Source organism: Oligella sp. HMSC09E12, from assembly GCF_001808505.1.
In the GTDB taxonomy this organism is placed as follows: domain Bacteria; phylum Pseudomonadota; class Gammaproteobacteria; order Burkholderiales; family Burkholderiaceae_B; genus Oligella; species Oligella urethralis.
In genome coordinates this window covers 40,935-53,502 of the sequence record NZ_KV793543.1, presented here as the reverse complement: position 1 = coordinate 53,502, position 12,568 = coordinate 40,935, and the positions used below count along the sequence as shown (strand labels likewise).

At 46.5% G+C, this 12,568-nt stretch carries 15 protein-coding genes, 1 tRNA gene and 1 pseudogene; 2 read left to right on the top strand and 15 right to left on the bottom strand.

Features of this window, described 5'->3' with window-relative positions:
* Positions 1-203 precede the first annotated feature (203 nt).
* From HMPREF3179_RS02825 to petA, 6 genes are all read right to left on the bottom strand, one after another.
* Positions 204-279, bottom strand: a tRNA-Thr gene (locus tag HMPREF3179_RS02825).
* Positions 280-379: 100 nt separating this feature from the next.
* Complete coding sequence (locus HMPREF3179_RS02820; RefSeq protein ID WP_036561152.1) at positions 380-784, bottom strand: ClpXP protease specificity-enhancing factor; 405 nt, start codon at positions 782-784, stop codon at positions 380-382.
* An 81-nt stretch (positions 785-865) separates the two neighbouring features.
* Complete coding sequence (locus tag HMPREF3179_RS02815) at positions 866-1,477, bottom strand: glutathione S-transferase N-terminal domain-containing protein (protein WP_048767903.1); 612 nt, start codon at positions 1,475-1,477, stop codon at positions 866-868.
* 102 nt (positions 1,478-1,579) lie between these two features.
* Complete coding sequence (locus HMPREF3179_RS02810; protein WP_018027107.1) at positions 1,580-2,431, bottom strand: cytochrome c1; 852 nt, start codon at positions 2,429-2,431, stop codon at positions 1,580-1,582.
* 15 nt (positions 2,432-2,446) lie between these two features.
* Positions 2,447-3,832, bottom strand: a complete 1,386-nt coding sequence (locus HMPREF3179_RS02805) for a cytochrome b (protein WP_018027108.1) — start codon at positions 3,830-3,832, stop codon at positions 2,447-2,449.
* A 59-nt stretch (positions 3,833-3,891) separates the two neighbouring features.
* Positions 3,892-4,536 carry a ubiquinol-cytochrome c reductase iron-sulfur subunit gene (gene petA / locus HMPREF3179_RS02800; RefSeq protein ID WP_018027109.1) on the bottom strand — a complete coding sequence of 215 codons (645 nt, stop codon included), beginning with the start codon at positions 4,534-4,536 and terminating at the stop codon, positions 3,892-3,894.
* 175 nt (positions 4,537-4,711) lie between these two features.
* Here petA and mscL point away from each other — a divergent pair, with 175 nt between their 5' ends.
* A complete protein-coding gene (gene mscL / locus HMPREF3179_RS02795; RefSeq protein WP_018027110.1) occupies positions 4,712-5,206 on the top strand; it encodes a large conductance mechanosensitive channel protein MscL in 495 nt (164 codons plus the stop codon).
* 75 nt (positions 5,207-5,281) lie between these two features.
* Here mscL and HMPREF3179_RS02790 read toward each other — a convergent pair whose 3' ends face one another.
* On the bottom strand, positions 5,282-6,061 hold the full coding sequence (locus HMPREF3179_RS02790) for a Nif3-like dinuclear metal center hexameric protein (RefSeq protein ID WP_036559182.1): 780 nt from the start codon (positions 6,059-6,061) through the stop codon (positions 5,282-5,284).
* A 20-nt stretch (positions 6,062-6,081) separates the two neighbouring features.
* On the opposite strand from HMPREF3179_RS02790, the gene HMPREF3179_RS02785 reads away from it, so the two are divergent.
* Positions 6,082-7,287, top strand: coding sequence for a S1C family serine protease (locus HMPREF3179_RS02785; protein WP_026156919.1), 1,206 nt, complete (start codon positions 6,082-6,084; stop codon positions 7,285-7,287).
* A 6-nt stretch (positions 7,288-7,293) separates the two neighbouring features.
* Here the strand turns inward: HMPREF3179_RS02785 and tatC are convergent, their stop codons facing one another.
* The 8 genes and pseudogenes from tatC to hisB all read right to left on the bottom strand — a co-directional run bounded on the left by tatC (position 7,294) and on the right by hisB (position 12,556).
* Entirely contained in the window at positions 7,294-8,073 is a 780-nt protein-coding gene (gene tatC / locus HMPREF3179_RS02780) for a twin-arginine translocase subunit TatC (RefSeq protein ID WP_018027113.1), read from the bottom strand.
* On the bottom strand, positions 8,066-9,076 hold the full coding sequence (gene tatB, locus HMPREF3179_RS02775) for a Sec-independent protein translocase protein TatB (protein WP_070469648.1): 1,011 nt from the start codon (positions 9,074-9,076) through the stop codon (positions 8,066-8,068). The genes tatC and tatB overlap by 8 nt, the downstream gene beginning before the upstream one ends.
* 33 nt (positions 9,077-9,109) lie before the next feature.
* A complete protein-coding gene (tatA, locus tag HMPREF3179_RS02770) occupies positions 9,110-9,367 on the bottom strand; it encodes a Sec-independent protein translocase subunit TatA (protein ID WP_036559177.1) in 258 nt (85 codons plus the stop codon).
* Positions 9,368-9,444: 77 nt separating this feature from the next.
* A pseudogene (locus tag HMPREF3179_RS02765) lies at positions 9,445-9,796 on the bottom strand (phosphoribosyl-ATP diphosphatase).
* A 16-nt stretch (positions 9,797-9,812) separates the two neighbouring features.
* Complete coding sequence (gene hisI / locus HMPREF3179_RS02760) at positions 9,813-10,214, bottom strand: phosphoribosyl-AMP cyclohydrolase (RefSeq protein ID WP_018027117.1); 402 nt, start codon at positions 10,212-10,214, stop codon at positions 9,813-9,815.
* Positions 10,215-11,018 carry an imidazole glycerol phosphate synthase subunit HisF gene (gene hisF, locus HMPREF3179_RS02755; RefSeq protein WP_070469647.1) on the bottom strand — a complete coding sequence of 268 codons (804 nt, stop codon included), beginning with the start codon at positions 11,016-11,018 and terminating at the stop codon, positions 10,215-10,217.
* Positions 11,018-11,770 carry a 1-(5-phosphoribosyl)-5-[(5-phosphoribosylamino)methylideneamino]imidazole-4-carboxamide isomerase gene (hisA, locus tag HMPREF3179_RS02750; RefSeq protein WP_018027119.1) on the bottom strand — a complete coding sequence of 251 codons (753 nt, stop codon included), beginning with the start codon at positions 11,768-11,770 and terminating at the stop codon, positions 11,018-11,020. Before hisA ends, hisF begins: the two co-directional genes overlap by 1 nt.
* Positions 11,771-11,968: 198 nt before the next feature.
* Positions 11,969-12,556, bottom strand: coding sequence for an imidazoleglycerol-phosphate dehydratase HisB (gene hisB, locus HMPREF3179_RS02745; protein ID WP_018027120.1), 588 nt, complete (start codon positions 12,554-12,556; stop codon positions 11,969-11,971).
* Between the last annotated feature and the right edge of the window lie 12 nt (positions 12,557-12,568).

Genomic DNA, 12,568 nt, shown 5'->3' with positions numbered 1-12,568 from the left:
AATATTTGAAAATAAATTTTAGTGTGTTGTTTTTTATTTTACTTCGCTTTTACTTGCTATCGCTAAATATTGCGAAAGACAGCTATTATGCTGAAGTCTTTTCTTCTTGTCAAGTCTTTTATCGAAAATCCGAAACACCCTAGTGAGCTATCACTAAAAGCAAGGCTATTTTTAAATAAAAGGTGATTTGATAGAAAGAGAAGTGGTGCCGGCTACAAGAGTCGAACTCGTGACCTTCTGATTACAAATCAGCTGCTCTACCAACTGAGCTAAGCCGGCTGAAGATTGAAATTATAGACGATTTATATTTATTTGCAAGTACTTTTGTTGTTGTTTTATGAAAAAATCGAATTTAATGCTTTTTTGCAACAAAAATGACTTATTTGATAATTTGCAGTATTGAGGCTTTTTTGGTTTCAGGTTTTTCGGAAGCTGCGCCAGACTCAACTGTGTTATCAACTAAATCATAATCCTCTTCAAAGGGAAAGCCCATCCCCTCTTGTGTTTCTCGCGCAAAGAAACTCACCACGGTAGCCACCGGAAACATCACCTCTTGTGCTTGACCACCAAAGCGCGCACTAAATGAAACCCAGTGATTATCCACATGAAAATCCTTGGTTGCTACTGGACCCACATTAAAAGTGATATAGCCGTCTTTAACAAAGGCCTTTGGCACTTGGCAGTTTTTATCGACGCGCACCACAATATGCGGTGTTAAGCTTTGGTCATAACACCACTCATATAATGCACGAATCAAATAAGGCTTACTGGATGCCGGAAACATACAATCACTCCTTGCACTTAAATCACGCAAAATACCCGAACTTCAACAAACTGACAGCTCGGGTACTGCGCATCACAACAACTAACGACGCATTACCTTTTCACTTGGGGTAAGCGCTTCAATAAAAGACGGTCTGGAGAAAATACGCTCAGCATACTTCTGAATTGGTGCTGCGCTGCGCGGCAGCTCAATCCCATAATGCTCTAAACGCCATAGTAGTGGTGCAATCGCTACATCAGGCATTGAAAAATCATCGCCTAACAAATAGTCATTTTTGCTCATCACCGGCGCCAATACAGTTAACTGATCGCGAATACGATTACGTGCCACTTCCACTTCCTTGGCATCTGGACTTAACTGGCGATCCTCTAACACTAGCACGTGTGAAAAAAGCTCACGCTCAAAATTATGTAAAAACAACCGCGTACGTGCACGCATAATCGGTTCGGCCGGCATTAATTGTGGGTGAGGAAAGCGCTCATCAATATACTCGTTAATGATATTTGACTCATAAAGAATCAAATCACGCTCTTCCAAAATAGGTACTTTGCCATAAGGGTTCATCACTGTAATATCTTCCGGCATATTGAATAAATCAATATCACGGATTTCAAAGTCCATGCCCTTTTCATATAAAACAAAACGACAACGCTGAGAAAAGGGGCAAGTTGTTCCCGAGTGAAGAATCATCATATAAATTGGTCTCCGTTTAAACGAATTAAGGTCAGCGCCATAAGACACTGACCTCATTTGCATTACACAGTAGTGTAGGTACAAAAAACTGTCGGTGTTGAACTATTTTACATTTTTCCAGTATTGCTTGTTCAAGAACCAAGCGACAACAAAGAACAGTGATAAGAATAGCATTACCCAAGTACCGAGCACTTTACGGAAATGCTGATCCGGCTCAGCCATCCAACCCAAGAAAGCACTTAGGTCGGCCATGTTCTTATCAAAGGCCTCACGCTTAGACTCGTCTAAGTATGTAATTTCAGCAGAAGAACTTTCGCCACCTTTATAATCGCTAAGCACTTTTTCACTTACTAAGGTAGCAAAACCATCCTTGTCGAACTTAGTCACCGTTTCAACCCATTTGCGCGTATCGCCGTCCTCAACTGATTTAATATCAGTAATGGTGGCTTCAACCGGACCCTGCATTCTCCATAATGGATTAGGCATTGCCGCATTTGGGAATACGATATTATTCCAACCCGTTTGGCTGCTTTGATCACGATAGAAGGTACGCAAATACGTATAGATGTAGTCCGTACCCGGCTGGCCTAAGTTAGCCGCTCGAGAACGAGCAATCACAGACAGATCGGGCGGGGTCACACCCATCCACTTTTTAGCATCCTGTGCCGGTAAGGCAATATGCATCATATCGCCCACACGCTCACCAGTAAATAATAGATTATCCTCAATCTGCTGCTCAGTGAGACCCAGATCCATCAACTTGTTATAGCGCACATAATTAGCGCTATGACAGTTCAAACAGTAATTAACAAATAGCTTAGCGCCATTTTGTAAGGCAGCTTTATCAGTTACCTTAACAGGCATCACATCCCAAGCTGGGCCTGTTGTTGCTGCTCCAGCTGAAGTAACAGCAGCAACTGTTAAAGCTAAAACGCTTAATATTTTTTTCAACATGATTCACCCTTGCTCTTAGTGTGGCTTGTAGGTAACACGCTCAGGTACTTCTTTGAACGTACCTAAACGACTCCAAATCGGCATAAAGAAGAAGAACGCTAAGTAAATAACTGTAGCCACTTGCGACGTCAAGTTTAATAAGTCTGACGGCGCTTTAGTACCGATGATACCTAAGATAATAAAGTTAATCATGAAGATGGCGTAAAGTAGCTTGTGCCAACCTGGACGATAACGAATCGACTTAACTGGCGATTTATCTAACCAAGGTAAGAAACCAAGCATCACCACCGTACCGCCCATGACCACAACACCCCAGAACTTCGCATCAAACACACGAAGTAGCACAGCCACAGCAATTAAAATCACTGGCCATACAATCTTCCAGATGCCACGGGTATTTTTACTGAAGAATAAACCAATCGCAAAAAGAATACAGAAAGCGACTAACGCCCAAGTAAACTCATCCGTGGTGGCACGCAGCATTGAGTAGAATGGCGTGAAATACCATACTGGCGCAATATGCGGCGGTGTCACATAAGGGTCAGCAGGGATAAAGTTATTAGCCTCTAAGAAGTAACCACCCATGGTCGGCGCAAAAAACATAATAGCCGCAAAGACTAATAAGAAACCGGCCACACCTAAAATATCATGCACCGTGTAATAAGGATGGAACGGAATACCGTCTAGCGGACGACCGTTAGCATCTAATTTTTCTTTAATCTCCACACCATCAGGGTTATTAGAACCCACTTCGTGTAAAGCAATGATGTGCGCCACAATCAAACCGATAAGCACTAATGGAATCGCAATCACGTGGAAAGCAAAGAAGCGGTTTAAGGTAGCATCAGACACCACGAAGTCACCGCGAATCCAAGTAGATAAGGCTTCACCTACAAAAGGCACAGCCGCAAAAAGGTTAACAATCACCTGAGCGCCCCAGTATGACATTTGACCCCAAGGCAATAAATAACCAAAGAAGGCCTCAGCCATTAAGCAGAGGAAGATGGCAACCCCGAAAATCCACACTAGCTCACGTGGCTTGCGGTAAGAACCATAGAGCATACCACGCAACATGTGCAAATACACCACCACAAAGAACATGGAGGCGCCGGTAGAGTGCATATAGCGAATCACCCAACCAAAGGGTACTTCACGCATGATGTACTCAACTGAAGCGAATGCTACATTACCATCTGGCTTATAGTGCATCACCAAGAAAATACCGGTCAAAATCTGAATGACCAGTACCAGCATAGCTAATGAACCGAAAAAATACCAGAAGTTAAAATTCTTGGGGGCATAATACTCCGTCATATGCTCCTTGACCATTTTGGTCATCGGAAATCGGCGATCTACCCAACCAAGAAGACCTGTTGTTTCAACAACTTTCTCGCTGGCCATGTAAGGCTCCTTTTTATCAAAAGCTAACAATCAAAAAAACCCTGCAGGTTCCCAAGCGATTAGGCCGGAGAAACCATCCCAATCATGATGTTGAAATCGTCAACAAAGTAATAAGGAGGTACCAGTAGGTTATCAGGGGCCGGTTGGTTTTTAAACACACGACCGGCAAAATCAAAGACCGAACCATGACAAGGACACAAATAACCGCCCAACCAATCGGCGCTCATACCTTGAGAACTACCAGTAGCAAAGCGAGCGGAGGGAGAACAGCCTAAATGTGTGCAAATACCCACCATCACCATCCACTCAGGGTTAATTGAGCGGTGCTCATTTTTGGCAAAGTCAGGCGTGAAACCAGGACGATCGGACATCGGATCAACCAGTTCATCATTAAGCTTGGAGAGCGAAGCAAGCATCTCGGGTGTGCGGCGCAAAATCCATACCGGCTTACCCTGCCACTCAGCAGTAATCATCTGACCCGGGGCCACTGCTGAGATATTTACCTGAACCGGTGCACCGGCAGCCTTAGCTCTATCTGATGGTGACATTGATGCCACAAAAGGAATTACCGTAGCAACCCCTGCAACGCCACCGACCGCACAGGCGGTACCTAACCAAAAACGACGAGCGGGATCATCAGGCAACACACTGGGTGAGGCCTGCTCAACGACCATCTCTTTTGAAACTGTAGATTCTTGACTCATATCATTCCCTATTTCTGCCAAGGTCTAAAAAATAAACGATGTGCGGCACCAGAAACCTGCGCTACAATCGTACAAACATAATCTGAAAAATATACAATATTACTATACGCAATACTATTTAACCCCTTATTATATACTTTATAAACCTGTTACATCGATTAAAAGGAAATTTTTTATGAGCAAGGCCTCCAGTTTTATTCAAGAGTTCAAGGAATTTGCTGTTAAAGGCAATATGATCGACCTCGCCGTCGGGGTGATTATCGGTGCCGCTTTCGGCAAGATCATCGACTCATTAGTCAAGGATGTGATCATGCCGCTTATCAGCTTTATCATTGGCGGTTCGGCCGACTTCTCTAATATGTTCGTAGTGCTATCTCGCCCTGAGGGATACAGCGGCCCTGAAACCTACCAAGCGCTGACTGAGGCAGGCGCTAACGTCTTTGCTTATGGTAATTTTGTCACCATTTTAATCAACTTTATCTTACTGGCATTTGTGGTCTTTTTAATGGTAAAAGTCATTGCTAAAGCACGCGCTAGCTTTGAACACGAGAAAAAGGTCGAAGAGGCGGCTCCTGAAGCTGAACCAGCTGATGTTGCACTGCTCCGTGAAATCCGCGATTTACTACAAAAGCAGGAAGCACAGTCGCAAATTGACAACAAATTGCAGTAGTCGTTATTAGCGCTCATCATTGCATCAGCCCGAACCTAGCTTGTTCGGGCTAATTTTTTGCTAAGTAACGCCCCATCAAACTGGGTTTTCAATATTCACAAACTCTAACTGCAGCTGTGGAAAGCGTTCCTGCATCACCCGCATCAAACCCTGCACACCATAGCGCTCAGTCGCATGATGGCCGGCACCATAATAGGCCACACCATATTCTCTGGCCAGATGAAACACCGGCTCTGAGGCCTCACCAGTGATATAGGCATCGACACCCGCTAGAACTGCTTCTTCAAACATACTTTGAGCGCCGCCGGTACACCAAGCAACGGTGCGAATCCTTTGCTCCGGCTCACCAATAAAGAGCGGCGCACGACCCAAAGCAAGCTGCAGATGCTCGCTGAATTGCTGCGCAGTCATCTCGTCCTGTGGCGCCTGCCCTAACCAAATCAAATTATCCCTACCCACGGTGTGTGGTTTATTATCCACATAGTCAACACGCAATCCCAAGACTTGCGATAACATGGCATTATTACCCCATAATGGATGAGCATCAAGTGGTAGGTGATACGCAATCAGATTGATATCATGTTTGATAAGCTTAGCCAGTCGCTGATATTTTGCATTGATGATTCTGGTGTCTTCGTTTTTCCAAAACCAGCCATGGTGCACGATAATCGCATCTGCCTGCTTTGCAATCGCTTGCTCCACCAAATCCAGACTGGCTGTGACACCGAAAACCACCTTTTTGATCTCAGGTTTTCCCTGCACCTGCAGTCCATTTGGCGCATAATCCTGAAACAAATGGGGTTGCAGCTGAGTATCGAGCCAATGCATTAGCTCTTTGACTGTAATTTTATTCACGATCGATTCCTACGTTATTTATGTACCGCTATTGGTTGATTTTCACACAAGCCGTCACGATTGTCTTGGCACTGATATTTACGATTAGTACTATCAGGCCCGGATGGCTGGATCGACAAATAGAAATCCAAACTCAACCAACCGCCATGGTCAAGATACAACCCGAGGCGATTCCCAATCAAAACAGCTCCACTAAGTCTCAAAGTCCCATCACAACCACGGTGACGGTCTTTACCTCCTATGCGGATGCAGTGAAACTTGCCGCACCCTCAGTGGTTAATATTTATACCACTAAACGCGTTGCTTCGCCGCTACGCGAACTGAATGATATTCCCTCGCTACGCCCCTTTATTCAAGAGCAAAATGAGCGTCAGCGTCTAAGCGATCCAACCAGCCTAGGCTCAGGCGTGATCGCCTCAGAACAAGGCTATATCTTAACCAATTATCACGTCGTTGAAGCGGCGGATGCGATTGAGGTACTACTTCATGACGGGCAAAGAGCTGGCGCTAAATTTATTGGCGCCGATCCAGACACCGATCTGGCGGTACTGCAAATTGATTTACCAACGATCCAACCCATCAAAAGCGATCCTAATCAAACGCTTAATGTCGGCGATGTAGTGTTAGCGATAGGCAACCCCTTTGGTGTTGGTCAAACCACCACCATGGGCATTATTTCTGCCTTGGATCGCTCAGGCCTCGGCATCAATACCTATGAAAACTTTATTCAAACCGATGCGGCGATTAACCCAGGTAACTCCGGTGGCGCCTTAATTAATGTAAATGGCAGTTTGATTGGTATTAATACAGCGATATATGCTGAGTCTGGCTCTGGCGGTTCTTTAGGCATTGGCTTTGCAACACCGGCCAGTACGGCCTTAAAAATCATGGCCGAGATTATTGAAACGGGTAAGGTTTCACGCGGCTGGCTAGGAGTTGAGCCGCAAGACGTGACCCCAGATCTAGCCAAAGCCTTTAATCTGCCCCAAGTGCGTGGTGTGATTATTGCCTCGGTAGGTCAGCAAAGTCCTGCAGCCACCAGTGGTTTAGCGGTGGGCGATATTATTTTAAAAATCAATGACAAAGAGGCGATTAACACCCGCCAAATGCTGAATGAAGTGGCCGGACTAAAGCCCGGCACCCTGATTAAGCTAGAGGTCTTAAGAGGTGGTCGTAAACTTAGCTTTGATGTGACTTTAGCGCAGCGCCCTAAAAGCTTTGAGTAGCACTGATTACGACTCCTCTGCTACCGCTTCGCTCTCCGGCTTTCGGACCTTGACAAAGCGGCATAAGAAAATGCCAAACTCATACAAAATACACAGTGGCAAGGCCATGAGTAACTGACTGATAACGTCCGGTGGCGTCACGATAGCGGCTACGACAAAGGCACCGACAATCACATAACCACGAATGGCTTTTAGCTTTTCAACCGTGATAATACCAAATGAAGCTAATACCACGACCACCACCGGCACCTGAAAAGTCACACCAAAGGCCAAAAACATCGTCATCACAAAGCTGAGATACGCTGCAATATCAGGCGCAACAGCAATCGACTCTGGCGCAACCATCGCAATAAACTGAAAGATGGTATGAAATACCACGTAATAGCAGAACAGCATGCCCAAGAAAAAGAGCAAGGTACTGGACACAATTAAGGGGATGATTAAGCGCTTTTCATGCAAATACAATCCCGGTGCAATAAAGGCCCACGCTTGATATAAAACCACCGGCAAAGCAATCACAAAGGCCACCAACAGAGTCACCTTGAGCGGCACCAAAAACGGCGTAATAACGCCTGTCGCAATCATGGTGCGATTTTCTGGTAGGGTACTGATCATGGGTTGCGCCAAAAAATCATACACGGCACCAGTACCAGGATAGATGGTCAGCACCACAAAAACCGCCAACACCGCCAACAACATACGGATGATGCGTGTGCGCAACTCAATTAAATGTGAGAAAAAACTTTGACCCGGATCGTCTGCCGCTGAACTTGCTTGTTTAGACATGTGAGCCACCCCTATCACTACTTGATGTGTTCTTATTGCTTGCGTCGTCGGCAGCGGCCTCCTCATGCTGCGCAAGGCTAACAGCTGCCGATTCAGCACCAGGCTTTTGCTCCCATAGCGCTAAGCCTGCTAAACTTTTATCAGCATTGATAGGGCTCTCATGCTCCGCCACATAGGCATCCCAAGCAGCGTTATCTGCTTCAAGTGCCTCCGCATCTCGCTCAGGCGCTAGCGGTGGTTCGTAGCTTGGTCCATCATAAGCACTAGTGAGCTGCTGCCTACTGGCGCTCACGCCAGATGCAGCGGACCCCCCACTGGCGGTTGAGTCATCAGGTATCCAGCGTTTACGCAATACATCCGCGCCGGCGGCTAGACTCTCGTCCTGCTCTTCGGGATAAATTAAGGCCTCCGCCACCGTCGAATCAACGGACTTCATACGCGGCGCTGGCGCCTGCTGATGCTGTGTGGCATCAGGCATTGTGCTCTTAGCCCCAGCCCCCGTCACAGTCTCGGCAGAAGCACTGGAAGCACCAACGCTTACCGCCGCTGCACCACGACTGACAGTGCTTGAGGCCACTGTCTTTGGCGCCTCCGTCAGCGGCACCGAAGCCGCTGTCTTCGCTGCTTCGTCTAATTTTAAGCTATCTAAATTTGGTAAAGGGTTTAATGAACCCTTTAGCTGCTGCTCCAGATCCTTTACCTCAGATTTAACCGTATCTAAGGGGTTTGTGATGCTTTTAATGGGATTGGTAATGGAGGTAATTTCACCCTCCACTGAAGACTTAGCTTTGGAGACGTTTGAAGCCACTTCGTCCTTAAACTTTTTAATATCATCAACGTGCATTTCACGCTCGATATCACTTTTAATATCGTTCACATAGCGTTGTGCACGGCCCATCAATAAACCAAGCGCCCTTGCCGTTTTCGGCAGGCGCTCAGGTCCAATCACGATTAGCGCAACCAGCGCAATAATAATTATCTCGGAAAAGCTAAGACCAAACATAGTAACTCGGCACGACTACCTACACCGAAGTGCTTAAGCAGATGGCTTATCCTTGTCCTTAATCTCGGTGAATTCGGCATCGCTAACCTGATTTACGGGCACTGCTTTAGCCTCTTCGGCTGCCGCTTTCTTGGTCACTGTGCTTTCTTCTTCGGCATCACCAAGACCCTTTTTAAAGCCTTTGACCGCCGTACCTAAATCCTCACCGACATTACGCAATTTCTTGGTACCAAAGACTAAAGCCACTACGACCAAAACGATTAACCAATGCCAAATACTTAATGAACCCATCATATTCTCCCAAAAATTTCTTTGCTAATAGTATAGCATTTGCAAGTTGATACCTTTATGACTAAAAGCAGTACGACCTATTCAGGACGTGACGCTTTTTCAACTAAACCGGATAAGCCCTCACGCCGTGCCAATTCGGCTAGTACCTGTGCCGGTGAAACGCCATAATAGATCAAAGCAAGCAGACTATGGAACCCATAAGTCGGCCGCTTCATAAATAATTTCTTCTTGATTGCCATCTTTGCAGGCCATAATCAGCTCAGCGCCCTCTTCGGCAATTTTTTTCAAAAACGAGTTCTCACCCTTATGGTAGAGCTTGGCCACATATGAGGTGTCGGGATCGCCACCATTTGCCGGGAGACGGCTTATTAAGACCTGCTCTAAATGCGCTAACACCTGTTGCGCTTCAATTTGCTTTTGCTCTGACATTTACCACTCTAACTAATTACTCAGACTTGTACATAAGCGCTGGATCCATCAGCACAGGGTCTACCGCATCCCAATAGCGCTCACCCTCAGCAGATGTCTTTAAGACTCGAAAAAAACAACTCTCGCGACCGGTATGACAAGCCACACCGCCCTGTTGCTCGATCTTGAGTAGCAGCACATCAGCATCACAATCCAGAATAATCTCATGCACAATTTGTGTATTGCCTGAGCTTTCACCCTTACGCCACAGCTTTTTGCGAGAGCGGGACCAATAAACACCGCGTTTAGTGGTCACCGTCTCAACTAAGGCTTCATGGTTCATCCAAGCCACCATCAGCACACGATTTGTTTGCCAATCCTGCGCTATCACAGGGATAAGCCCCTGATCATTAAAGTTGACTTGAGTGATCCAGGTCATTTAGTCCATCCTAACTGCAATGCCTTGATCGCGCATAAACTGCTTGCACTCTTGCACCGTAAACTCGCCAAAGTGGAATACACTGGCTGCCAACACAGCACTAGCACCACCCTTTGTAACCCCATCAGCCATATGCTGGAGCGTACCCACACCACCAGAGGCGGTAACAGGAATGCTCACCGCATCGCTGATGGCGCGCGTTAATGCCAGATCAAAGCCGTCTTTGGTACCATCGCGATCCATACTGGTCACGAGAATCTCACCTGCACCCTTGGCCTCCATGGTTTTGGCCCATTCAACTGCGTCTAAACCAGTGCCCTGACGACCGCCGTGAGAAATAACCTCCCACCGTGGTGCTTCGCCCTCGGCATTCACCTGACGCGCATCAATCGCGATGACGATGCGTTCAGAACCAAAACGCTCGGCTGCCTCCGTAATCAGCTCGGGATTGGCAATGGCCGCACTACCGATGGATACCTTAGAGACGCCAATATCAAGCAGGCGCTGGATATCCTCCAGAGTACGCACACCGCCACCGACTGTCAGCGGGATATTGATAGCCGCTACGGTTTTTTCAATGACCGGAAAAATCATCTCACGATCGTCACTAGTCGCAGTAATGTCTAAAAAAGTCAGCTCATCGGCTCCCTGTTGACAATAGCTTTTCGCTATTTCAACCGGATCGCCGGCATCACGTAAGCCGACAAAATTTACACCCTTAACTACACGACCACCATTAACATCTAAGCACGGGATGATTCGCTTGTACAAATTTGATTGCTGGTTTAATTGGTCGTTTTGCATTATTCCTCTATCTCTTCAAAATAGTCATCAACAAAATCGAGGGCTTCTTCAAAATCCAAAGTACCTTCGTAGATACTCCGGCCGAGGATCACACCCTCAACGCCTTCATCTGCCACCTGACAAAGTGCCTCAATGTCTCGCAAATCAGTCACTCCGCCGGAAGCGATGACCGGAATTCTGGTCGCATTGGCCAGACGTACGGTTGCTTCGATATTAACCCCGCTCAACATGCCGTCGCGGCCAATATCAGTATAGATAATCGACTCCACTCCGAAGTCTTCAAAACGCTTTGCCATATCGATCACATCATTTTTTGTGATCTTGGCCCAACCATCAGTGGCTACCTTACCATCTTTGGCATCTAAACCCACAATAATATGGCCGTGAAAGGCGCTGCACGCATCCTGTAAAAAACCTGGATCCTTAACAGCTGCAGTACCGATAATGACATAATCAATGCCGCTATCAAGATAATGCTCAATGGTTGCCATATCCCGAATACCGCCGCCAATTTGGACGGGGATTTCGCGATCAACGGCTTTTAAAATGGCATCAATAGCGGCTTTGTTTTTAGGGCGTCCGGCAAAAGCACCGTTTAGGTCAACCAGATGCAGGCGCTCCGCCCCCTTTTTAAGCCAAGCCTCAGCAACTGCGGCTGGGCTATCAGAGAAAATCGTGGTGTCGTCAAGATCACCCTGTCTGAGACGAACACATTGGCCGTCCTTTAGGTCGATGGCTGGGATGAGCAGCATGATATTATAGAATGATAGAGTAAATAGTTTAAATTTAAATCAAACGGCGATGGATAATATTTATCGCCCCGCAAATAGTATTTATACCTTATTTTGAGTGTTTTGCACTAGCAATTACAAGGATCAATACAATTAAATTTGATGCTTCCTCAAATTGTCGTCCAAAGCCCACGCAGACCCTGGACAACACAGGCAAGACTAGAGCACACCCTTGGTTGAAGGAATTACCCCGGCCATACGCGGATCCTCGGCTAAGGCCATGCGTAGCGCCCGTCCGAATGCCTTAAATACCGTCTCGGCTTGGTGATGTGAATTAATCCCTTTAAGATTATCAATATGCAAGGTCACTGCGGCATGATTCACAAAGCCCTGAAAAAACTCTTGGAACAAATCCACATCAAAGCGACCAATCAAAGCCCGCGTAAAAGGAATGTGGTAGTACAAGCCTGGGCGACCTGAAAAATCAATCACTACGCGTGACAGCGCCTCATCCAAAGGCACGTAGGAATGACCATAGCGGACAATGCCCTTTTTATCACCCACGGCTTTGGCAAAGGCTTGCCCCAGCGTGATACCGACATCCTCCACCGTGTGGTGATCATCAATATGTGTATCACCATCACAGTAAACCTCTAAATCAATCAGACCGTGACGTGCGATTTGATCAAGCATATGATCGAGAAATGGCACGCCCGTATTAATATCCTGTTTACCCGTACCATCTAAATTAATGGCAACACGAATCTTCGTCTCTTGGGTATCACGACTAACTTCAGCAGTACGCATGACATCTTCCTT